We start from the raw sequence: 22544 nt of genomic DNA on the forward strand, positions 1-22544 counted from the left end.
ACTTCCGGGGTGCAGATCCGTGAACTGAGCATCCCCGACTCGTACGAGATCACTCCGAAGCAGCATGCCGACGATCGCGGCGTGTTCCTGGAGTGGTACCGCTTCGACCGGCTGGAGGAGGCCGTGGGCCACCGCCTCGACCTGCGACAGGCGAACACCTCGGTGTCCCGTCGCGGTTCCGTGCGCGGCATCCACTTCGCGGACATCCCGCCGAGCCAGGCCAAGTACGTGACGGCGACCCGGGGCGCGGTGCTCGACTACGTGATCGACATCCGCGTCGGCTCGCCGACGTACGGGCAGTGGGACTCCGTGCTCCTCGACGACGTCGACCGCCGCGCGATCTACATCGCCGAAGGCCTGGGGCACTGCTTCGTGGCGCTCACCGACGACGCCACCGTCAGCTACCTGGTGACCGACGTGTACAACCCCGGCCGCGAGCACGGCATCAACCCGCTCGACCCCGACATCGCGCTGCGCTTCCCCGACGAGGCCGGCGAGCCTCTGCTCTCGCCGAAGGACACCGAGGCGCCCTCGCTCGCGGAGGCGGCGGCCGCCGGCCTGCTGCCCACCTGGGACGCCGCGCGCGCCTACTACGCGTCGCTCGACGCATCCACCCACAACGGAGGCAACTGACCGATGCGCGGCATCATCCTCGCCGGGGGCTCCGGTACCCGACTCTGGCCGATCACCAAGGGCATCTCGAAGCAGCTGATGCCGATCTACGACAAGCCGATGGTGTACTACCCGCTGTCCACGCTGATGATGGCCGGGATCGACGAGATCCTCATCATCACGACCCCGGAGTACAACGAGCAGTTCCGCGCCCTCCTCGGCGACGGCTCGCAGCTCGGCATCCGGCTGGAGTACGCGGTGCAGGAGTCGCCCGACGGACTGGCGCAGGCCTTCATCATCGGCGAGGAGTTCATCGGCGACGAGTCGGTCGCCCTGGTGCTCGGCGACAACATCTTCCACGGCACGGGCCTCGGCTCGTCGCTGCGCAACCACAACTCGATCGAGGGCGCGCTGATCTTCGCCTACCAGGTGAGCAACCCCACCGCGTACGGCGTCGTCGAGTTCGACGATGCCTTCCGGGCCATCTCGATCGAGGAGAAGCCCGCGCGCCCGAAGTCGAAGTACGCCGTCCCCGGTCTCTACTTCTACGACAACTCGGTCGTCGAGATCGCGAAGACCATCGAGCCGAGCGCGCGAGGCGAGCTCGAGATCTCCACGGTCAATGAGCGCTACCTGGAGGCCGGCCGCCTGCAGGTGCAGGTGCTCGACCGCGGCACCGCGTGGCTCGACACCGGCACGTTCGAGTCGATGATGCAGGCGTCCGAGTACGTCCGCGTGATCGAGGACCGGCAGGGCTTCAAGGTCGGCTGCATCGAGGAGATCGCCTGGCGCGCCGGCTGGATCGACGACCTGCAGCTGGAGGCGCTGGCCGGTCCGCTCGTCAAGAGCGGCTACGGCAGCTACCTGCGCGCCTTGCTCGAGCAGGAGTGACCACCGCGGGACGCTGAGGCGAGCATTGCTCAACAAACCGGCGTTCCGTGAAAGAATTCGCAGGAATACTGCGTCGCGACGCTGTTTCGTTGCGCCGCACAACTAAGCTCGCGATGTGACGCCCCCTCGCCACCGGTTCCGCCTGCTCACCGCCGCGCTCTCCGTGCTCGCCGTCGTCCTCGTCGGCTCGCTGACCGCGCCCGGCCCGAGTGCGCAGGCCGCCTCCGGTTCGGACTTCCAGGCCGGGTACATCATCAGCGACTCCAACTTCTACAACGGGGGAGCGGCGGACGCGGGGTCCATCCAGAACTTCCTGAACGCGCAGGTCCCGGCCTGCCGCGCCGGCTACACCTGCCTCAAGGACTACCGCGAGACCACGTACTCCCGGGCGGCGGACGCGATGTGCGCCGCCTACACCGGCGCCGCCGGCGAGACGGCGGCAGCGATCATCGCCAAGGTCGGCGCGGCCTGCAGCATCAGTCAGAAGGTCCTCCTGGTCCTGCTCGAGAAGGAGCAGAGCCTGGTGACGGACACCTGGCCGACCACGGGCCAGTACCAGAAGGCGACCGGCTTCGCCTGTCCTGACACCGGTCCGTGCGACCCGCAGACCCTCGGGTTCTACAACCAGGTCTACAAGGCCGCCTGGCAGTTCAAGCGCTACGGCAACCCGCCCGGCACCTCCAGCTACTTCACCTGGATCCCGGTCGGGCAGGTGAGCGCCATCCGCTACAGCCCGAACGCCGCGTGCGGTGCGGCCAACGTGCTGGTGCGCAACGCCGCGACGGCCGCCCTCTACTACTACACGCCGTATCAGCCGAACCCGGCGGCGCTCGCGAACCTGTACGGCACCGGCGACGGATGCTCGGCCTACGGCAACCGCAACTTCTGGCGCCTCTACACCGACTGGTTCGGATCGGCCACGTCGGGCGTGCCGCCCATCGGCAACTTCGAGGCGGCGAACCTGCAGGCGACCGCGTTCGCCATCGGCGGCTGGGCGCTCGACCAGACGCTCGCCTCCACGTCCATCTCGGTCCGGATCACCTGGAAGACGCCGGCGGGCACCACCACGACCACCGTGGCCGCGAACGGCAGCCGGCCGGACATCGCGAACGCCTACCCGAACGCGGGAGCGGCCCACGGATTCTCGGCGAGCGTCCCGCGCACCGGCGACGGCCAGTACACGGCGTGCGTGACGGCGCTTCCCGCATCCGGGAACCCGTCCGGCCCCACCGACCTCGGATGCCGGGCGCAGTTCTACTCCAGCGCGCTCGGGGGAGCGCCGGGCGCCTACCGCGTGCAGGGCTCCGACCGCTACGCGACCTCCGTCGCCGTGTCGCAGGCGGCGTATCCCACCCCCGGCGTGCCCGTCGTGTACGTCGCCTCCGGGCAGGGATACGCCGACGCGATTGCCGCCAGCGCCGCGGCCGCCGCCCAGAAGGGCCCGCTGCTGCTCACCACGGGCGGAGACGTCCCCGCAGGCGTCCTCGCCGAGGTGAAGCGCCTGACGCCGGCCAAGATCGTGGTCGTCGGCGGGCCCAACGTCATCGCGGATGCCGTGCTCGCGAAGCTCGCGACCGTGCAGCCCAACGTGGTCCGCATCGCCGGCTTCGACCGGTTCGAGACCTCGCGGCAGCTCGCGAAGTACGCCTTCCCGGGCGCGACGGCCGCCTACTTCGCCGGCGGCCTGAACTTCCCGGATGCGCTGTCCGCGGCGTCCGCCGCGAGCGCGGGCGGCCAGCCCGTGCTGCTCGTCAGCGGGTTCGGGCCGGCTGACGCGGCGACCGCCGGGTTCGTCTCCGCCGCCAAGCTGACGTCGGCCACAGTCGTCGGCGGTTCCGCGATCGTGGCGCCCAGCTTCGACACGTCGCTGCGCTCCGCCGGGGTCGCCGTGACAAGGGTGGGAGGAGCGGACCGCTACGACACCAGCCACCTGGTGAACAGCCAGCGGTTCGCCTCGGCGGGCACCGTCTTCGTCGCCTCCGGCATCGACTTCCCCGACGCGCTCTCCGCCGCGGCGATGGCGGGCGCAGCCAAGGCGCCGCTCTACCTGTCGCCGAGCTGGTGCCTCCCGCGCTCGGTCGGCGACGACATCGTGAAGATGAAAGCCTCGAAGGTCTACTTCGTCGGCGGCCCCGCGGCCCTCACCGGTGCGGTGACCGGCTACATCGCCTGCTGACCGGCGCCGGGGCGGTGGCCGCTCAGCGGCTGTCGTCGAGCTGCAGGTAGCGGTAGAACTCCGCCTTGCGCTCGGCGAGCGTGTGGTGCTGGTTGGTCTCGTCGAGCACGAACTCCACGGGGGTGTCGACCTTGCGCAGCACCCAGCCGCGCTTGCGGGCGTAGCCGCACATCCAGATGTCCTCGAGGAAGGCGAAGTAACGCGGCAGCTCGGTGAAGAACGACAGGTCGGAGACGATGTCGAGATCGCACGCGCAGCCCCCGGTGCCGACGTAGCTGACGCGGTCGCCGGGCTCAGCGGGCGTGCGCGCCCAGTACTCGCCCTCCATGGTCCACGCCCAATAGCCGGCGATGGTGCGGGGTTCCCACGCGTCGAGGAGGTTGGCGAGGAAGTGGTCGCTGACGTCCTGGTCGTCGTCGAGCATGACGAACGCGCCGCGCTCGCCGGCGGCCCAGAGGCGGCGCGCGACGAAGAAGCGCCCGAGGCCGCCGACATTCACGCCGCTGGAGACCAGCGACACGGACGACAGGGCGCCGTGGGCGCGGTAGGCGGCGATCCGCTCCCGGTAGTACGCGTCGTCGGCGGGGTTGTTGTTCCAGAGCACGAGGCGGACGCGGGTGCCCTGCTGCGCGTCCAGCTGGGTGAGCACGGCGTCGATGCGCTCGCGCCGGTTCCACAGGCACATGATGACGGCCACACCGTCCGGCTCGCCGTTGCGCAGCAGTTCGCGCATCCGGAAGCGGCCCGCCCGGTACCGGCGCATGGCGACGCGCCAGCTGACCGCCGACACGGCGCGACGGGCGAAGGATGCGGCGCTCACCGAGAGACCCACCACAGCCGGCCCCAGAGTCCCAGGCGCACGGCGAGCCGGAGCGGCGCGAAGTACCAGGCGTTGTACTTGCGCGAGAGGTACCGGTAGGCGCTGTCGTGATGCGCCTGCTCCATCCGCTTGCGCTCCCGCGACGTCGAGTGCGCGCCGGTGTGGGTCACCACGGCCTCGGGCACGTAGACGTTGCTCCACCCGGCCTTGCCGAGGCGGTCGCCGAGGTCGACGTCCTCGAAGTACATGAAGTAGCCCGGGTCGAACCCGCCCAGCTGCCGGTACGCCTCGCCGCGGACGAGCAGGCAGGCTCCGGAGAGCCAGCCGGCGTTGCGGCGGGTCTCCGTCTCCCGCTCGGCGCGATAGCGGACCGTCCACGGGTTCGTGGGCCAGATGCGGCCGAACAGCGCGTGCGCGACACCGGTGCGCAGCGACGGCAGCCGGCGTGCGGACGGGTAGACGGTGCCGTCGGCGTCGAGGATCTTCGGGCCGAGCGACCCGGCCTGCGGAAGCTGCTCGCCCGCGGCGACCAGCGCGTCCACGGCGCCGGGGGAGAAGACGACGTCGGGGTTCGCGACGAGGATGTAGTCGGGCACCGCCTCGGCGGCGTCCACCGCTCCGCGCACACCGCCGCCGTACCCCTCGTTCGCCGGCAGCTCGACGAACCGGTAGCCGGCCGCACGCACCGCCGCGCCGACCACGTCCGCCTCGGCGGAGGCGTTGTCGGCGACGACGACCTCGTCGATCCGCCCGGCGGTCGCGAGCGACGACAGGAACGGCTCGATGGTGTCGGCGGAGTTGTAGGTCACCGTCACCGCGAGCACACGCGGGGTGGCGCGCGAGGCGTCGCCGGCGGGGAGGCCCGTCACGCCGTCGGCTCGACGACCTCGGGGACGGAGTGCACCGTCCCGACCGCGAGCGGGTAGTACGGGACGTCGAACGAGCAGGCCTGCGGCATGTCCGACAGGTGCTGGCCGGCGCGCGCCATCAGTGAGGCGTTCACGAAGTACTTGCCGGCGCCGAAGCGCGCGTCGCGGAGGAGGAACGCGACCGTGCGGCGCTCCTTCAGCCGGGGCATGTCCACTCCGATGCGCGCCGTGGTGGTGCCGTACACGGGCTGACCGAGCGTGTTGTCGATCTGGATGGCGCACATCCAGTCGTCGATGCCCTCGTCGTGCTCCAGGGTGACCTCGATGCGCAGGTCGTCGCCGGGCTCGACCGGGTCGCCCGGCTCGCGGCCGTCCGCCCAGGCGCGGGCGCTGATCACGCGGCCCGGGTCGACCGCGGCCACGGCGTCGCCGTGCTTGGACGCGTGCACGGCCGCCTCGGCCTCGGCCTCGATCACGCGCCGGCCTTCGAGGATGTTGCGGAACTCGGTGACCGCTCCGCCCGGCTCGCCGTCGTAGACGACCGCGCCCTTGTTGAGGAGGATCGCCCGGTCGGCGAGCTCTGTGACCTGCCCGAGGTTGTGGGTCACCAGGATGATGGTGCGCCCCTCCTGCTGGAAGGAGCGGATCTTGTCGAGGCACTTGCGCTGGAACGCCTCGTCGCCCACGGCGAGCACCTCGTCGACCAGCAGGAGGTCGGGGTCGGTGTGCACCGCGACCGCGAAGGCGAGGCGCACGTACATGCCGGACGAGTAGAACTTGACCTGGGTGTCGATGAAGTCGCCGATGCCGGAGAAGCTGAGGATCTCGTCGAACCGCTCCTCCGTCTCCTCGCGGCTGAGCCCGAGGATCGAGGCATTGAGGTAGACGTTCTCGCGCCCGGTGAGGTCGGGGTGGAACCCGGCGCCGAGCTCCAGGAGCGCGGCGATGCGGCCGCGGCGGGCGACACTGCCGGACGTCGGGTCGATGATGCCGCCGATGACCTTCAGCAGGGTGCTCTTGCCCGAGCCGTTGTGGCCGATGAGGGCCACGGTGTGGCCGGCCTGGATGCTGACGGAGACGTCGCGCAGCGCCCAGAACTCCTCGCGGTGCTCGCGCCCGCGCCCGAAGGCGACCAACCGCTCCTTGAGCGAGTTGTCCTTGCGGATCACGAAGCGCTTGGAGACATCCGCCACCCGCACGATCTCGGGGGCCTCGTCCTCGCCCGCCGCCGAGGCGGCCGTCGTCGTATCGGTCGTCATGTCACACCACCTGCGCGAAGTTGCCCTGCAGACGCGAGAACACGCGCTGGAAGCCGACCAGGAGGACGAGGCCGATCACGAAGGCGATGCCCATCCGGAGCAGGAGGAAGTCGGGGTACTCGGCGGTTCCCTGGCCGGCGACCCACATGGCCTTCTGGAACCCGAGCACCGAGAGGGTGATCGGGTTGTCCGTGTAGATGTCGAGCCAGATGCCGTGACCGAGCAGATCCGCGACCATCGACCAGGAGTACACGATGGGGGAGGCCCAGAGGAGCAGCAGGAGCACGACCTCCACGAGGTACTGGACGTCGCGCAGGTAGACGTTGACCGCCGCGAGCATCAGGCCGAACGCCGTGCCGTAGAGCACCAGCAGCAGTACCGACGGGATGAGGTACCAGGTCTGGGCGTGGAACGGCGGCTTGCCGACCACGAACGTCGCGACCAGCAGGATCGCGAACTGGATGATGAAGTTGAACAGCGCGGAGCCCACGCTGGCGAGCGGGAAGATCTCGCGCGGCAGGTAGATCTTCTTGATCAGCCCCGCATTGCTGACGATCGACGCGGTCGTTCCGCCGATGATCTCGCTGAACAGGCCGTAGGCCGTCAGACCGGTGAAGACGTAGATGGCGAAGTCGTCGATGCCCTTCTCGGCGCCGAGGATCTTGCCGATGACGATCGCGTAGATCAGCAGCTGGGTGAGCGGCCGGACCAGGGTCCAGACGAAACCGAGGACGCTGTCCTTGTAGCGGGACTTGAGGTCGCGGCGGACGAGCAGCGAGAGCAGCTCGCGGTGGCGGAAGATGTCCCGCAGCGCGGCCCAGGAGCCGCTGGATTTGTCGTCGCCGCTGACCGTCACCATCCGCTCGTGGGAGAGCGCACGATATCGATCCAGTGCAGTCATTCAGTCGTCAATCTGTGTCGGGCGTTCGATGGATTATAGCTTGCGGCGCCGCGCGGCCACCCAGTGGGAGGCGGCGCGGAGCGGCCGGGTGAGCCGCCAGGAGGAGCTGCTCTCGAGGCCGCGGATCCGCGTGCGGAGGTCGTTCGTCACGCGGGTGCGCTCCGAGACGATCCCGGCGACGCGGTCCGGCGCGGGCGAGGGGTCGGAGCAGAACGCGACGAGCGGCCGGAGCGTCTGCTCCCAGGTGTGCTGGCTGGCGTAGGCCGCGATGTTGGCGGCGATCCGCTCGCGGGCGCCGGCGTCGTAGAGGAGCTCCTCGATCGCGCTTGCGAGCGCCTCGACGTCCTCCGGCGGGACCACGCGGCCGAGGTCGTGCTCGCGGATGATCCCGGCGAAGGTGTCGCCGTCGGTGCTGATGATCGGCAGCGACGCCCACAGGTAGTCGAGGATGCGCGTCCGGAAGCTGAACGCCGTCTCCAGGTGCTCGTAGTGGGTGCTGACGCCGAGGTCGGCGTCGAGCAGGAAGTCCGCGCGCTCGGTGTAGGGCACCCACGACTCGTTGAAGAAGACCGTCTCGCCGGTGAGGCCGAGCTCGTCGGCGCGCTCGCGGGCCTGGACGGCCATCCGCATGGTGGGGATGTTGGGGTTGGGATGCACGGCGCCCAGGAAGAAGAGGCGCAGGTCGGGGTGGGCCTTCCGGGCGATCGCGACCGCCTCGATGAGGGTCAGCGGATCGAACCAGTTGTAGATGCCGCCGCCCCAGACGATCAGCTTATCGTCCGGGCCGATGCCCGGGACGGTGCCCTTGATGCCGTGCTTCTTCTGCACCGGCGGCTCGTTCTGCACGCCGAACGGCGCGACGTCCAGCAGCGTGCGCAGGCTCGGGTCGCGGTCGTAGGTGGCCGGGTTGATGCGCGCGAGGCCGGCCAGCTGGCCCAGCCAGAAGTCGCGCTGCTTCTCGGAGGCGCAGACCAGGAAGTCCGCGCGCTCGAGCTGGTCGTTGAGCACCTCGACGGTGTCGATGGCGACGGCGAGCCGGTCCTCCGGGGGGAAGTCCTTGCCCTGCTCGAGCTGCTCCAGGTGCATCGGGTCGTAGATGTCGGCGACGATGATCGTGTCCGTCGCCTTGATCCACGGGTGGCTGCGCAGGATGTGGCCCTGGAAGACGAGCACGTCGGCCCAGTCGACGTGGGTGCGCAGGGCGGTGTCGTCGGCGAAGCCGACGTGGAAGCGGTCGGCCGTGATGTCCGACACCCGGTTCGTGGAGATCAGCCGCACGTCGCCGACGGCGCTGAGCGCCTGCGCGATCTCCCAGGCGCGGATGGCCGGCCCGGCCATGAGCTCGCCCAGGGTGTCCGGCGTCACGACGAGGATGCGGCGCCGAGGGGCCGTGTTCGCCGGGCCCGCCGCCGGGCTCGTGGTCGCCTCGCTCGTGCCGGTGCTCGAGTCGGTCGTCGGCATGGTGCTCCTTGCTGCTAGTCGGAGCGGGACGGCCCTCCACCGGTCCGGGCTTGACCGAAGGGAGGCGACACCGCGGGGAGGCCTCTCGCCCGCGTACGGGTAAGCGCCGAGCACGAAAGCCGCTCAGGAGGTTACCACCGCTACCGGAGAACTCGGTGTGCGGTCAGCGCTCCGGGGCTGTGCGGACTCTCAGCGCCGGCCCGGCAGCAGCCGGGCCGCGCGGTCGGCGAGGCGCACCACGCGGCGGGAGCGGAGCCTCCCGAGCTGGTCGTGCAGGGCGCGGATCTCCTCGTGCGCCGCGTGCAGTTCCGCCTCGGCGCGGGCGCGCCCGTCCTGGGCCTCGGCGACGCGGCGGTCGAGGTCGGCGAGCGCGAGGCCGATGGCCCGGTCGACCGGCTCGGTCACGCCGTCGACGGGGCGGTCGGCGACCGGCGAGGGCACGCGCTCGGCGATCCGGGTGTCCGGCACGTACGCGCCGCTCGCGACGCCCGCGTCGAGCTCCTCGGCGTCGGGGTGGCGGCAGAGGTAGAGGGGATAGAGGACACCGGCCTGCAGCCGGCGGTAGTCGCGCATCCCGTGATGGTTGGGGCTGGGGGTGAGCTCGGAGTTCTCGTAGGCGCTGCCGGCGTTGCGGACCTTGCGGCTGTACTGCTCCCACGAGCGCCACGGGAAGTGGAGCACCTCGACCTCGTGGCCGGCGGGGACGGGCCCGCGGTTCTCGAGGCTCACGAAGTGGTTGCCCTGCACGACCTCGATCGACGGGTCGCCGATGTGCACGGCGTCGTGGGTGGCGTGCGCCTTGAGGCCGACGCGGTGCAGGGCCGCGGTGTCGCGGAGGTCGCGATAGACGAGCCGCTGCAGTCCGGTGCCGTCGAGCGCCGCCGGACCGATCATGTCGTGGACGGGCACGTCGAACGCCTGGATCTCCTTCGGGATGCCCGCGAACGCCTCGGCGAGGGTGAGACCGTCGGCACGCGGCAGCCAGAACTCGTCGGCGTCCGCGTTGATCACCCAGTCCGCGCCGTGCTCGGTCGCGGCCTCCCGCGCCATCCGCGTCACCGTCTGCGCCTGCTGCTTGCGGTGCTCGGGGTCGTGGTGCAGGACGATCCTGCCGTCGGAGGCGTACGACTCGAGCAGTTCGGCGGTGCCGTCGACCGAGCCGTTGTCGGTGACGATGATCGTGTCGACGCCCTGCGCGAGGTGGTGGTCGATCATCGCGCCGACGATGTCGGCTTCGTCGCGCACCATCAGGGTCATCGCTAGTCTCACGGGCACCAGTCTAGGCGGGCGGATCGGCGGCCCCGCCCGGCTAGACTTGCCCGGATGAACCCGAGGATGAGCGACGCACAGCGGGCGCTCGGCCGTCTGTTCCCCGCCGAGACGGGGCCGGGGAAGGTGCTTCGCGCTGGCAAAGAGGCCGCGCGCGCCTTCCGGACCGAGCTGCGCCCGCCCGCGCCTGCGCCCGAGCCCGAGGACCGGGGTCCCGGCCTCACGGACTACGCCGAGTGGCGCGCCCAGCAGCCGCCCTTCGAGGCCCTGCCGGCCGGTCAGGCCACCACCTTCCTGGTCATCGTCGAGACGACGGGGTCGGGCGACGACGAGGAGCAGGCGCGCGTCCTGGCCACGGAGGAGAGCATCCGGGCACAGGTCGCCCTGCAGCCGCGGACGCTCGTGCTGCCGACCGGGACGCCGATGCGGGAGGTGCTGCCGGACGCGTCCGAGGACTTCGTCCTGTTCCTGACGGCCGGGTCGGTGCTCGACCCGCACGCGCTGGAGCAGGTCGCGAAGGAGCACCGGGTCGACCCGGTGCGCCGGGTGATCGGATTCGACTCGGACCGCCTGACTGCCGACGGCGCCCGGGTCTCCCCGCTGTTCCGGCCGGTCTGGTCGCCGGAGACGATGCTCGGGGCCAACTATCTGGGGCGCGCGTTCGCGATCCGCATCGCCGACGCCCGCTCCGTGCCGGGGCTGACGCTCGACGACCACGGGGTCTGGCGGCTGCTGCTGCGCTCGGACCTGAGCGACGAGTCGGTCGGCCGCGTCCCGCACGTGCTGCTCTCCGTCCCGGATGCGCCGGACGCGCCGGCGACGGACGCCGACGCCCAGATGGTCGCGCGTGCGCTGCGCGACCGGGGCGAGGAGGCGACCGCCGAGGTCGCGGAGGGCATCGTCCGCGTGCGCTTCCAGCCGGAGGAGTGGCCCACCGTCTCCATCGTCGTCCCGACGCGGCACGGCCGTGCCAACCTGGAGCGGCTGCTGCCGAGCCTCGCGGCGACCGACTACCCGGCCTTCGACGTCACCGTCGTCGACAACGGCGGCGAGACCGAGGAGAACGAGGCGTGGTACGCCGCGCTCGACCCGGGCATCCCGGTGCGGCACGTCTGGTGGCACGAGGAGCCGTTCAACTACTCCCGCGTCAACACCGTGACCGCGCGCGGCACCTCGGGCGCGGTCCTCGTGTTCCTCAACGACGACACGGAGGTCGTGGACGCGGGCTGGCTGCGCGAACTGGTCGGGATGCTGCACCGCGACGGCGTCGGGACAGTCGGGTTCCAGCACCGCACGGGCGACGGCGTCGTGCAGCACGGCGGCGTCATGATCGGCCCCGGCGGCTTCGCGGCCAACCTGTTCGCCGGGATGCACCCGGACGACGACTCCCTGATCGGACCGGTCCGCTGGTACCGCGACTCGCTGGCGGTCACCGCGGCGTGCGTCGGCATCCGCCGCGACCTGTTCGAGGAGGTCGGCGGGTTCGACGAGCGCTTCCAGCTCACCGGGAGCGACGTGGTGCTCGGGTTGGACCAGGTCATCCGCGGCCGCCGGAACGTGGTCATCCCGTTCGACGCCGTCCGCCACTTCGAGTCGCTGACGCGCGGGCCGCACGCGCCGCGCTCCGACTCCTTCGCCAGCTACTGGCGCTACCAGCCGTGGCTCGCGTCCGGCGACCCGTACGTCTCGCCGAACGTCTGCCGGCTGGTCGAGGTACCGCGCTTCGCGGCGGCGGACGACCCGTCGCCCCTCGAGCTGACGATGGCGGGCCTCGGCCGCCCGTGGAAGTCGGACGCCCAGCAGTCGACCATCTCCGAGGACGCCACCGCCCTGCTGCCGCTGGCGACGATCACCGCCGAGGAGGTCGAACGCGTCGTCGAGACGCACCGGACGACCGTCGGCCGCCGCGAGGTCCGGACGATCAACTGGCTGCTCCCCGGTTTCGACCTGCCGTTCTTCGGCGGCGTCAACACCACGCTGCGCATCGCCGACAAGCTGGCGCGCGAGCACGGCGTCGTCAACCGGTTCCTGGTCAACGGGCACCCGGCGAACGAGTTCTACGAGTCGGCGATCGTCGCCGCGTTCCCCGGGCTCGCCGGGTCCGAGGTGGGCAACTACTACGGGACGGACGAGGGGCTGGCCGCGATCCCGCCGGCCGACGCCGCCATCGCCACCTTCTGGCTGACCGCACGGGATGTGGCCAAGACGCCCGGGACACCGCGCAAGTTCTACCTGATCCAGGACTACGAGCCGTCGTTCTACCCGGCCAGCTCGCTGTTCGCGATGACGGAGCAGACGTACCGCCTCGGGCTGTACGGCATCTGCAACACCCGGAGCATGCACGACATCTACGCCGGCGGGTACGGCGGGACGGCGACGTGGTTCGAGCCGGCCGTCGACCGTGCCGTCTTCCATGCGGAGGGGCGCCCGGAGCACGGCGCCGACGATCCGGTGACGATCTTCGCGTACGCCCGCGACCACTTCCGCAACTGCTGGGAGATCGTGTACGCGGCCCTGAGCGAGATCAAGCGGAGGTACGGCGACCGGGTGCGCATCGTGGCGGCCGGGGCGAAGTACCTGCCGCCGAGCGCCGACTTCATCGACCTCGGGCTGCTCGACTACCGCGCGACCGGCCGGCTGTACCGCGAGACCGACATCGGCATCACCCTGCAGATCTCGCGGCATCCGTCGTACCTTCCGCTGGAGCTCATGGCCAGCGGCGTCGCGATGGTCGTCCCCGACTCTCCGTGGTTCCGCTGGCTGTTCCAGCCCGGCGAGAACGCGCGGACGACGATGATGACGTACGAGGAGGTCGTCGCCGCGCTCGACGAGCTGGTGCGGGATGCGGACACGCGCCGTCGCATCGCGGCGGCCGGGACGGCGACCATCGACGAGCGGCACTCCGACTGGGACGCCGCCCTCGACGGGATCTACGACTTCCTGTGCGACCCGGAGGCCGAGGCCAGGCCGACGCAGGCGCCCCCCTGGGCCGCTCCCTGACCGGAGGCCGGAGCCGCCCGAGGGGCGGGATACAGCCGGCGGGGTTCAGCCGGCGGGGGCTCAGCCGGCGGGGACGATCAGCGACGCGGCGAAGACCACGACGCCGAGTCCCGCGAGGATGGCCACGGGCACGCGCCGCTTCGGGAACAGCAGCGCCGCGCAGGCGAGCGAGAAGGGCAGCAGCGAGATGCCGTAGCGCGACGGCAGCGGGTTCGGATAGGTGCCGAGCGACAGCTTGGTGACGATGGTGAGGATCGGCGCCGAGACGACGACGGCGATGAAGGTGGCGAGCGCGAGCGCAGCACGGCGGCGGCCCCAGCGTGCCACGATCAGCAGTCCGAGGACTCCCGCGATCGCGAGCCACGTGGTGACGAGCTGGATGAGGAGGCCGGGCGCGCGCATCACGGAGCCGGTGTCGCCGACCCCCGACGCCGCACCGCCCAGGAAGGACCCGGCCTGGCCGACCAGCTGCGTGATGCTCAGCGGCGGCGGCGGAGCGTCGAGCGCGGGCGCCGGGCCGACCGCGACGGCGGAGCGGACCGCGAGCCAGGCGAGCTGCACGATGAAGGCGGCCACCACCCCGATGATCGCGGAGAGGGTGCGCCGGTCGCGGAACGTCGCGCCGATCCAGCTCCACCGTCCGGAGCGGGCGCGGTACGCGGGGATGACGGCCCGGATCACGAGGAAGATGGCCGCGGCGGCGACGGCGGCGAGGTTCTGCACCTTCAGCAGGGTCACGAAGGCGGCGCCGAGCGAGAACCAGAGGATGCCGCGCCCGCGCGCATCCACCAGGGTCGCCAGGAAGAGCATGAGCGCGCCGGCGGGGAGGGCGGTGGCGTCGGTGCTGAGGTACGTGTTGGACCAGTACGCGGGCAGCGAGCCCACGATCAGCAGCGTGGCGCCGAACGCCGCCGGCGTCGGGAGGCGCAGCCGTCGCAGGGCGTAGAACATGAGCAGCGCGGCGGCCGCCAGCCACAGAGCGCCGACGAAGCGCCCGGCGTCGGTCAGGTCCACCCCGAACCAGGTGAGGGGCTGGGCCAGCACCCAGGTGATCACGAAGTACGCGGGGCTGTAGATATCGGCGGAGGTCTTGCCGTCGATCGGGAAACGCGCGTCGTCGGACGCGACCGAGCGCGAGCAGCGGTCGTCCGGGGTCGGCGCCAGCAGCCGCAGGCCGCGGCAGCCGAGCTGCGTCCGTGCGTACTCTCCGGCCTCCTCGCCGCGGTGGACGAGCCCCTGCGTCGGCACCTTGGCCAGGTAGTCGACGTACTGGTACTCGTCGATGGGCGACAGCGTCTTGTGCTGCGGCACGTGCACGATGCCCACGAGGAGCGACGCGATGACGAGGAGGACGGGGGCGAGGAGCGGCCGCCAGTTCAGCCGGCGGCTCGACACGACGGCGGGGGCAGAGCTCATGGTTTGCGGGGCCTCACGGGACGGCGGTCGGACGACCCGACCAGCCTAGCGGGAGCCGCTCGGAGGTCGCGCTCCGGTCGCTCACGGAAGGCGCTTGGTAGGCTGGCGGGCGGATCCGCCAGGGAAAGGACCCCATGCCCACCACGCGCCCCGGAGTCGTCTCGGTCGTCCTCGTGAACTTCCGAGGCACCGACGACACGTTGACCGCCATCGACCACCTCGGCAGGCTGGACTGGCCCGCCGACCGGCTCGAGATCGTGGTCGTCGAGAACGCCTCGGGCGACGACAGCGCCGAGCGCATCCGGCGGGAGGCGCCGCACGTCGTGCTCATCGAGTCGAAGGCGAACCTCGGGTTCGCCGGAGGCTGCAACCTCGGCGTCCGGTCGGCGTCCGGCGAGTACGTGGCGTTCCTCAACAACGACGCGAAGCCCGACGCCGCCTGGGTGCGGGCGGCGGTCGAGCGCTTCGAGTCGAGCTCGCGCGTCGGCGCCGTGGCCAGCCGGGTCCTCGACTGGGACGGCGAGAAGGTCGACTACATCGGCTCGGCGATGACCTGGTTCGGCCAGGGCTACAAGCCGCTCACCGCGCAGCCCGTGCCGTCGACTCCTGATGTCCCCAAGGACGTCCTCTTCGGCACCGGCTCGGCCATGTTCGTCCGCCGCTCGGTCTACGAGGCGCTCGGCGGCTTCGACGAGCGCTTCTTCATGTTCTTCGAGGACGTGGACCTCGGCTGGCGGCTCAACCTGGCGGGCCACCGGTTCGTCTACGAGCCCGCCTCCCTGGCGTTCCACAAGCACCACGCGTCGATGTCGTCGTTCGGCGCCTTCAAGGAGAGCTACCTCCTGGAGCGCAACGCGCTGTTCACCCAGTACAAGAACCTCGGCGACGAGGCACTCGCGACCGCGCTCCCGGCGACGCTCGCCCTGACCGTCCGGCGCGGGGTGGCGAAGGGCGGCCTCGACTCCACCGAGTTCGACCTGCGCAAGGGCGGTTCCAACGACCCGACCATGGAGATCGACAAGGAGACGGTCGCGGCGGTCTACGCCATCGACCAGTTCGTCGAGCACCTGCCGGGCCTCGCCGCCGACCGTGAGCGCATCCAGAGCACCCGGGTGGTGGCCGACAGCCGCATCTGGTCGCTGTTCGGCGAGACCGACGCCCCGTCGTACACCGACGAGCACTACCTCGAGGGCTACGACAAGCTCGCGACCGCCTTCCCGGTGACCGAGCGGCCGGCGGTGACGCGCGTCCTTGTGATCACGGGCGACCCGATCGGCGCCAAGATGGCCGGGCCGGCCATCCGCGCCTGGAGCATGGCCGAGGCGCTGGCGAAGGACAACGTGGTGACGCTCGTGTCGCTCGCGGGCGTCGAGCCGGTCTCCGCGCCGTTCGACGTGGTGCACGTTCGGCCGGGCGACGACCGCGCGATGCGGGCGCTCGAGCGGGAGGCCGACGTCATCGTCTTCCAGGGTCTCGCCATGGCGCTGTTCGAGAGCCTGCGCAAGACGGACAAGATCATCGTGGCCGACGTCTACGACCCGATGCACCTGGAGCAGCTCGAGCAGGGCAAGGAGCTCGGCCGGGCGCAGTGGGACAAGCAGGTCCTGGATGCGACCGACGTGCTCAACGAGCAGCTGGAGCGCGGCGACTTCTTCCTCTGCGCCTCCGAGCGGCAGCGGCACTTCTACCTCGGCCAGCTGGCCGCCCTCGGCCGCATCAACCCGGCGAACTACGACGACGACCCCGACCTCGACCGGCTGATCGACGTGGTGCCGTTCGGGCTCTCGGAGACGCCGCCCGCGCACGAGCGCGACGTGCTGAAGGGCGTCCTCCCCGGAATCGGCGCGGACGACAAGCTCCTGCTCTGGAGCGGCGGCCTCTACAACTGGTTCGACCCCAAGTCGCTGATCGAAGCGGTCGCCCGGCTGTCGGAGACGCACGACGACGTCCGCCTGTTCTTCCAGGGCACCAAGCACCCCCATCCCGGTGTCCCGGAGATGGGCATCGTGGCGGAGTCGCGCCAGCTCGCCCGCGACCTCGGGGTGCTCGACCGCGCGGTGTTCTTCAACAGCTCGTGGGTCGACTACGCCGACCGGCAGAACTACCTCACCGAGGCGGATGCGGGGGTCAGCACGCACTTCTCGCACGTCGAGACGACCTTCTCGTTCCGCACGCGCATCCTGGACTACCTCTGGGCCGGGCTGCCGATGGTGGTGACCGAGGGCGACCACTTCGCGCAGCTGGTCGAGGAGGAGAAGCTCGGCGTCGTCGTGCCGTCCGGCGACGTGGATGCGCTGGTCGCCGCCCTCGAGACCGTGCTGTACGACGAGAAGTTCATCCGCACCGCCAAGCGGAACGTCGCCCGCGTCCGTCAGCGCTACTTCTGGGGCGTCGTGCTCGCGCCGCTGGTCCGCTTCGTGGCCGACCCGCGTCACGCGGCTGACCTGATCGCGCGCGGCGTCGTCGGCTCGGGTGCGCCCGTGCGCCGCACGACGACGCGGCGCAAGAAGCACGGCGTGCGGCACGACGTCGGCCTGTTCTTCCACTACCTGCGCAACGGCGGTCCGACCGTGGTGGCGAAGAAGATCCGGAGCCGGCTGGGGCGGCGGTGAGCGATCCGCAGCCCGCGGGCGCCGCTCCCGCGATCTCCGTCGCGCTCTGCACGCACAACGGCGCGCGCTTCGTCCGGCGCCAGCTGGCGGGCATCCTCGCGCAGACGCTCCCGCCGGCCCAGCTGGTGATCTCGGACGACGCGTCCGTCGATGACACGGTGGCGATCGTCGAGCAGGAGCTGACGGCCCACCGCGCCTCGGGCGCGCCGCTGCCCGTCGTCGTCCTGCTGCGCAATGCGTACCCGCTCGGTGTGACCGCCAACTTCGAGCAGGCGCTGCGCGCGTGCGAGGGGTCCCTCATCGCGCTGAGCGACCAGGACGACGAGTGGGAGCCGGACAAGCTCGAGCGGATGGCGGCGTACTTCGCCTCCCGACCCGGTCTCGGCTTCCTGCACACCGACGCCACCCTGATCGACGACGACAGCAGACCCGCGGGGGGCACCCTGTTCGGCGTGCTGGAGGTGAGCGACGAGGAGCGGGCGGCGGTGCACTCGGGCCGTGCCTTCGACGTCTTCGTGCGCCGCAACCTCGCGACGGGTGCGACCGCCATGGTGAGCGCCGACCTGCTCGCCGCGGCCCTGCCGTTCCCCGCCGAGTGGGTCCACGACGAGTGGCTCGCGATCCAGGCCGCCGCACGTGACCGGCTCGACCTCAGCGAGCGCCCGCTGACCCGCTACCGGCGCCACGACGAGAACCAGATCGGCGCGGGCGACCCGACCCTTCGTCACAAGGTCGGCCGTGTGCTGGGCCGCCGGGGCGAGCGGAACCGTCAGCTCGCGGTCCGTTCGCGGCTGCTGGCCGACCGGCTGGCGGGGGCGGACGACGTGCCCGGCGAGCACCGCGCGCTCGCCGAGGAGAAGGCGGAGTTCGAGGCCGCCCGGGCGGCGTTCCCGGCTAGTCGACTGGCGCGGGCTCTGCCGGTGCTGCGCCTCGCCCGCCGCGGGCAGTATCCGCGGCTGGCCAGCCGAGGCCGGCTGGACGTGCTGCGGGATCTCCTGCAACCAGCGTGAGCTGGGTCGCTGCGGCGTCGCGCGGAACGGCGCGCAGCAGCAGCACGGCGGCGGCCGCGTAGGCGATCGTCGCCGCGATCAGCACGGTCACGACCCCGCCCGACGGCTGCCAGGCGGGGGAGCCGAACAGGAAGGTCTTCATCGACCCCTGCGATCCGACGGCGTAGCGACGGAGAACGCTTTCGAACGCCCACAGCTGCCCGACGACGGCGCCCCCGACGATGAGGATGCGCACCCGCGCCCAGGCCTGCCGGGAACGGAAGGCGTCCTCGTCGAGCAGGGCGGCGAGTCCGACGACGAGGCACAGGAACAGCGGGAGGTTGTAGCGGCCCTGCCAGATCATCCCGCCGCCGTGGATGTAGACCGCCTGCACGAGCGCGGGCAGCAGCAGGAAGCCGCCGACCAGCACGGCCGCGACGAGCAGCCGCCGCCCGCGGAGCACGAGGAGCGCCCCGATCGCGAGGGCGCCGACGGCGACGCCCCACGCGTACAGGACCGCATCCGGCGCCGGGGTGTCCAGCCACCCGAAGAGCCCGACGAGGCCCTGCGAGTAGCCCACGGTGCCGAGCAGGACGCGCTGGAACCCCGTCACCGGCGACGCGCCGACCCCCGGGAACTGCAGAGCGTCGTCCGGATGCGCGATCGCGTTCGCGAGCGAGTTCGTCGACAGCGTCCATCCCACGGCCGCCAGCGTGCCCAGTGCCACCGTCGCCACGGCGACGAGCACGGCCGGACGCCGCAGCAGCCGGCGCACGGTGCCGCCCCGGGCGAGCAGCAGCAGCACCACCAGGGCGGCCAGCACCCACAGCGGGGACAGCCCGCGCGCGTTCACGGCCATGACCGCGGAGACGGCCACCACCGTCGAGCGGAAACGCAGAAGGGCCGGGTCGGGGGAGAGGGTGACGGCGAGCATCCCGCAGAAGACCGCGAGCACGGCCGTCGCCTCCACGGCGCTCGGGTTCACCGTGCCGCTCAGGAACAGCAGCATGGGGGTCGCCGCGACGGCGAAGGCGAGCAGCGGGAGCCGCCGTTGCCGCATCGTCGAGACGACCGCGAAGGCCAGGGCCGCGAACAGCGCGGAGAGCACCGCGCTCGCGACACGCATGGCGGTGAGCCCCGCGGCGTCGTGGAACACGAGGGACGGCCATCCCACCAGGGCGTAGTAGAGGGGGTTGTACAGCCCGGCCGACGTCGGGGCGACGACGGTCGCCGCCGGGTCCTCGCCGGCGGGCAGCGGGCACGCCGCCGGGACCTCCGGATGGAAGGCGAAGCAGGTCGTGCGGTGCGCGTCGGCGACGTACTGCGGGACGTGCACGAGGTTGCCCCAGGCGGACGGCGGACCGAACAGCTCGCCCCGGACGACGCTGGCAGCACGGACGATGTGCGCGGGCTCGTCGGGGGAGGCGGACGGCGGCGTCGCCCACGCCCAGACGGCGCCGAGGAGGGCGAACACGGCCCACGCGGTCAGGAAGGCGCGCAGCGGGCGACGCCGTGAGGGTCGCACCAGCGCGACGATCCGACGGGGGAGCACGGCCACACCCTAGCGGACCGGCGTCAGGCCCCGGCGGCCACCAGCGGGGTCGGCGTGTCGTGCCGCACGCGGAGCACCGAGCGGAGCGCCAGCCACGCGCCGGCGGCGACGAGGGCGGCGAACAGGACGAGGAGCACCAGGTTCCCGCCCGGCGGCGCCCACGGCGGCGAACCCAGGAGGAACGCCTTGAGCGATCCGCCGTCGCCGACGGAGTAGCGGCGCAGCGTGTTCTCGAACGCGTAGAACTGGGCGACGGCCAGTGCCACCACGACGATCCAGGAGAGCCGCCGCCAGGGCGCCGCCTCCGGAGTGAACGGCACCCGGCCGCCGAGCAGCACGGCGAGGCCGACGATCAGGCACAGGAACAGGGGGAGCACGTAGCGGCCCTGCCAGATCACGCCGCCTCCCGTGATGTACACGCCCTGAACGAGCGGAGGGAGCAGCACGAAGCTCGCCAGCAGCAGCACGGCGAGCAGCAGCGCCCGGGACCGCAGGAGGGAGAACGCGGCCAGCAGCAGGGCGCCGATCAGCGCCGTCCAGACGAAGAACACCTCGGGTGGGGCCGGGGTGTCGAGCCATCCGAACAGCCCGATCACGCCGTGGGCGTACTCGACGGTGCGCTCCATGGTGATGAAGAAGCCGCTGAAGAAGTTGGTGCCGACGCCGGCGAACCGCTGCGGAGTGGACTCGGGATGGTCGACCGCGTTGAGCAGCGAGTTGCTTCCCAGCGTCCAGGCGAGCGCGGCGATCGTGCCCGCGGCGACGACGGCGGCGGCGATGAGGACCGCCCGGCGGCGCAGCAGCGACCAGAGCGCGCGCCGGTCGAGCAGCACCAGGGGCAGCACGACCGCGAGCAGCACCCACAACGGGGACAGGCCGCGCGCGTTCACCGCGACGAAGCCCGCCGCGGCGACGACCGCGGCTGCCGGGCCGAGTGGCACGTCCGCCCCGCCGCGCACGATCGACAGCACGCCGGCGAACACGGCGAGCGTCGCCGTCGCCTCCAATCCGTTCGGGTTGACGGAGCCGTTGAGGAACAGCGTGAGCGGAGTGACGGCCACGGCGAAGCCGAGCACCAGGAACGGGGACGGGTCGCGCCGCCACAGCACCAGCAGCGCGAGCGCGGCGAAGAGCGAGGACAGGATGCCGCTGACGATCCGCATCGCGTAGATGCCGGCATCGGTGGAGAACAGCAGGCTCGGCCATCCCACGGCGTAGTAGTAGAGCGGGTTGTAGAGGCCGGCGGTCGTCGTCCCCGAGGTGAGCGCGCCCGGATCGCCGTGGTCCGCGACGGGGCAGTTCGCCGTCACCCGCGGGTGGAACGCGAAACAGGTCTCACGTTGGGTGTCGGCGATGTAGCGCGGAACGGTCACCACGTGGCCGTCGGCGGAGGGGGTGCCGACCAGCTCGCCGCGCACCACGCTCGCGGCGCGCACGATGTGGGCGGGCTCGTCGGGGGAGCCCGAGATCGGCGTGGCGAGCGCCCAGACGGCGGACAGCGCCGACAGCAGCGCCCAGACGACGCTGAAGACGCGCGAGGCGGGCCAGGGGGTGCGGACGGCCGCGGCCGTGGCGCGGCCGTCAGCGGTCGATGCCACCGCTCAGTCCTTCTTCTGGGTCAGCGCGGCGACCTGTGCCTTCAGCTCCTCGAGCTCCAGCTGCTGGATGGCGTGCCGTTCCGCGAGGGTGCGCGTCTTGCTCTCGAGCTGGGTCAGTTCGGAGCTGTGCTGGATGCACACCAGGAACAGCACGGCGATGCTCACGAAGAACACGAGGTTGACCGGGAGGCCGACCCCGATGAGGCCGCCGAGCCAGTCCAGGATCTGCGGGAAGATGCCGATGATCAGCGCCAGCGTGCCGGCGACCAGCCACCAGATCGCGTGGCGTTCGCGCATCCGGCCGCGGCGGAGCATCTCGATGACGACGCCGAGCGTCAGGAGGGCAGCGAGGATTCCGAAGATGTAGGTGAGCAGCGACATGTCAGGCGATCGTGGTCTCGGTGATGGCCGCGCGCGGGCGGATGACCGCGACGACGAGCGCGAGGAACGCGCGTGCGAGGTACACGGCCGACTTGAACGGGTTGTGGCTCGGCGTCCCGGTCGTGCGCGGGCGCATCGAGACGGGCACCTGGCTCACCGTCAGGCGGGCGCGGGCGGCGATCACGAGCGCTTCGACCGTGTCGCCCAGGTACTCGGCAGGGTAGGCCCGCGCGAACAGGGCCACGGCGCGGGGGCCGTTCGCCTTGAAGCCGCTGGTCGTGTCGTTCAGCTGCGTGCCGGTGATGCGGCTCAGCACCACGGAGAGGAGGCGCATCGCCCACTTACGCGGTCCGCGGACCGCGTACGCGCCCTCGCCGGAGAAGCGGGCGCCGATCGCGATGTCGGAGTCCGCCAGCGCCTCGAGCAGGGCGGGGACGCCCGCGGGGTCGTGCTGTCCGTCGGCGTCGATCTGCACGACGACGTCGTAGCCGTTCGTGAGGGCGTACTGGAACCCGAGGCGCATGGCGCCGCCGACGCCCATGTTGAACGGGAGCCGGGCGACCAGGGCGCCGGCCTCCGCGGCGCGCTCCGCCGTCGCGTCGAGCGATCCGTCGTCGACGACCAGGCAGGCCGTGCCCGGGAGCTTCTCGCGCACCTCGGCGACCACCGAGGCGACCGAGGCCTCCTCGTTGTAGGCCGGCATGACGATGAGCGTCCGTTCGAGGGACGGGGGCATGG

17 protein-coding genes are annotated in these 22544 nt (G+C 71.6%); 6 read left to right on the forward strand and 11 right to left on the reverse strand.

Features of this window, described 5'->3' with window-relative positions; all coding sequences use genetic code 11:
* Positions 1-9 precede the first annotated feature (9 nt).
* From J2W45_RS17960 to J2W45_RS17970, 3 genes are all read left to right on the forward strand, one after another.
* Positions 10-633: a dTDP-4-dehydrorhamnose 3,5-epimerase family protein gene (locus J2W45_RS17960; protein WP_310134633.1), complete on the forward strand. Its 624-nt coding sequence runs from the start codon at positions 10-12 to the stop codon at positions 631-633.
* Between the two features lie 3 nt (positions 634-636).
* Entirely contained in the window at positions 637-1503 is an 867-nt protein-coding gene (gene rfbA / locus J2W45_RS17965; RefSeq protein ID WP_310134635.1) for a glucose-1-phosphate thymidylyltransferase RfbA, read from the forward strand.
* Between the two features lie 115 nt (positions 1504-1618).
* On the forward strand, positions 1619-3679 hold the full coding sequence (locus tag J2W45_RS17970; RefSeq protein ID WP_310134638.1) for a cell wall-binding repeat-containing protein: 2061 nt from the start codon (positions 1619-1621) through the stop codon (positions 3677-3679).
* Positions 3680-3701: 22 nt separating this feature from the next.
* On the opposite strand, the gene J2W45_RS17975 is transcribed toward J2W45_RS17970, so the two are convergent.
* The 6 genes from J2W45_RS17975 to J2W45_RS18000 all read right to left on the reverse strand — a co-directional run bounded on the left by J2W45_RS17975 (position 3702) and on the right by J2W45_RS18000 (position 10258).
* On the reverse strand, positions 3702-4499 hold the full coding sequence (locus J2W45_RS17975) for a glycosyltransferase family 2 protein (protein WP_310134640.1): 798 nt from the start codon (positions 4497-4499) through the stop codon (positions 3702-3704).
* Complete coding sequence (locus tag J2W45_RS17980; RefSeq protein ID WP_310134641.1) at positions 4496-5368, reverse strand: glycosyltransferase family 2 protein; 873 nt, start codon at positions 5366-5368, stop codon at positions 4496-4498. The genes J2W45_RS17975 and J2W45_RS17980 overlap by 4 nt, the downstream gene beginning before the upstream one ends.
* The gene (locus J2W45_RS17985) at positions 5365-6627 is read right to left on the reverse strand and encodes an ABC transporter ATP-binding protein (RefSeq protein ID WP_310134643.1); all 1263 of its coding nucleotides are present in this window, start codon (positions 6625-6627) and stop codon (positions 5365-5367) included. The genes J2W45_RS17980 and J2W45_RS17985 overlap by 4 nt, the downstream gene beginning before the upstream one ends.
* Position 6628: 1 nt before the next feature.
* Positions 6629-7528: an ABC transporter permease gene (locus tag J2W45_RS17990; RefSeq protein WP_310134646.1), complete on the reverse strand. Its 900-nt coding sequence runs from the start codon at positions 7526-7528 to the stop codon at positions 6629-6631.
* A gap of 33 nt (positions 7529-7561) precedes the next feature.
* Positions 7562-8989, reverse strand: coding sequence for a glycosyltransferase family 4 protein (locus J2W45_RS17995; protein ID WP_310134649.1), 1428 nt, complete (start codon positions 8987-8989; stop codon positions 7562-7564).
* Between the two features lie 189 nt (positions 8990-9178).
* Positions 9179-10258: a glycosyltransferase family 2 protein gene (locus J2W45_RS18000; protein WP_310134652.1), complete on the reverse strand. Its 1080-nt coding sequence runs from the start codon at positions 10256-10258 to the stop codon at positions 9179-9181.
* 66 nt (positions 10259-10324) lie between these two features.
* On the opposite strand from J2W45_RS18000, the gene J2W45_RS18005 reads away from it, so the two are divergent.
* Positions 10325-13258, forward strand: coding sequence for a rhamnosyltransferase WsaF family glycosyltransferase (locus J2W45_RS18005; RefSeq protein ID WP_310134655.1), 2934 nt, complete (start codon positions 10325-10327; stop codon positions 13256-13258).
* 60 nt (positions 13259-13318) lie between these two features.
* Here J2W45_RS18005 and J2W45_RS18010 read toward each other — a convergent pair whose 3' ends face one another.
* Positions 13319-14674: a hypothetical protein gene (locus tag J2W45_RS18010; protein ID WP_310134658.1), complete on the reverse strand. Its 1356-nt coding sequence runs from the start codon at positions 14672-14674 to the stop codon at positions 13319-13321.
* Positions 14675-14808: 134 nt separating this feature from the next.
* On the opposite strand from J2W45_RS18010, the gene J2W45_RS18015 reads away from it, so the two are divergent.
* Both J2W45_RS18015 and J2W45_RS18020 read left to right on the forward strand, forming a co-directional pair.
* Positions 14809-17286, forward strand: a complete 2478-nt coding sequence (locus tag J2W45_RS18015) for a glycosyltransferase (RefSeq protein WP_310134660.1) — start codon at positions 14809-14811, stop codon at positions 17284-17286.
* The gene (locus J2W45_RS18020; RefSeq protein ID WP_310134661.1) at positions 17283-18296 is read left to right on the forward strand and encodes a glycosyltransferase family 2 protein; all 1014 of its coding nucleotides are present in this window, start codon (positions 17283-17285) and stop codon (positions 18294-18296) included. The genes J2W45_RS18015 and J2W45_RS18020 overlap by 4 nt, the downstream gene beginning before the upstream one ends.
* Here J2W45_RS18020 and J2W45_RS18025 read toward each other — a convergent pair.
* From J2W45_RS18025 to J2W45_RS18040, 4 genes are read right to left on the reverse strand one after another with little or no spacing between them, the layout of a single operon-like run.
* Positions 18181-19827 (reverse strand): DUF2142 domain-containing protein, encoded by a 1647-nt coding sequence (locus J2W45_RS18025; RefSeq protein WP_310134663.1) that lies wholly within the window; start codon positions 19825-19827, stop codon positions 18181-18183. The genes J2W45_RS18020 and J2W45_RS18025 overlap by 116 nt on opposite strands.
* 23 nt (positions 19828-19850) lie before the next feature.
* Positions 19851-21425, reverse strand: coding sequence for a DUF2142 domain-containing protein (locus tag J2W45_RS18030; RefSeq protein WP_310134666.1), 1575 nt, complete (start codon positions 21423-21425; stop codon positions 19851-19853).
* A gap of 3 nt (positions 21426-21428) precedes the next feature.
* The gene (locus J2W45_RS18035; RefSeq protein WP_310134668.1) at positions 21429-21806 is read right to left on the reverse strand and encodes a DUF2304 domain-containing protein; all 378 of its coding nucleotides are present in this window, start codon (positions 21804-21806) and stop codon (positions 21429-21431) included.
* A gap of 1 nt (position 21807) precedes the next feature.
* Positions 21808-22542, reverse strand: a complete 735-nt coding sequence (locus J2W45_RS18040) for a glycosyltransferase family 2 protein (protein ID WP_310134669.1) — start codon at positions 22540-22542, stop codon at positions 21808-21810.
* Positions 22543-22544 lie beyond the last annotated feature (2 nt).

The sequence above is a fragment of the Leifsonia shinshuensis genome, from assembly GCF_031456835.1.
GTDB classification, from domain to species: Bacteria; Actinomycetota; Actinomycetes; order Actinomycetales; family Microbacteriaceae; genus Leifsonia; species Leifsonia shinshuensis_C.

Bases quoted from the DNA above. Each gene is read 5' to 3' on its own strand.
- rfbA (WP_310134635.1), top strand. From the start codon at position 637: ATGCGCGGCATCATCCTCGCCGGGGGCTCCGGTACCCGACTCTGGCCG.
- J2W45_RS17985 (WP_310134643.1), bottom strand. From the start codon at position 6,627: ATGACGACCGATACGACGACGGCCGCCTCGGCGGCGGGCGAGGACGAG.
- J2W45_RS17990 (WP_310134646.1), bottom strand. From the start codon at position 7,528: ATGACTGCACTGGATCGATATCGTGCGCTCTCCCACGAGCGGATGGTG.
- J2W45_RS17995 (WP_310134649.1), bottom strand. From the start codon at position 8,989: ATGCCGACGACCGACTCGAGCACCGGCACGAGCGAGGCGACCACGAGC.
- J2W45_RS18005 (WP_310134655.1), top strand. From the start codon at position 10,325: ATGAGCGACGCACAGCGGGCGCTCGGCCGTCTGTTCCCCGCCGAGACG.
- J2W45_RS18010 (WP_310134658.1), bottom strand. From the start codon at position 14,674: ATGAGCTCTGCCCCCGCCGTCGTGTCGAGCCGCCGGCTGAACTGGCGG.
- J2W45_RS18015 (WP_310134660.1), top strand. From the start codon at position 14,809: ATGCCCACCACGCGCCCCGGAGTCGTCTCGGTCGTCCTCGTGAACTTC.
- J2W45_RS18035 (WP_310134668.1), bottom strand. From the start codon at position 21,806: ATGTCGCTGCTCACCTACATCTTCGGAATCCTCGCTGCCCTCCTGACG.
- J2W45_RS18040 (WP_310134669.1), bottom strand. From the start codon at position 22,542: ATGCCCCCGTCCCTCGAACGGACGCTCATCGTCATGCCGGCCTACAAC.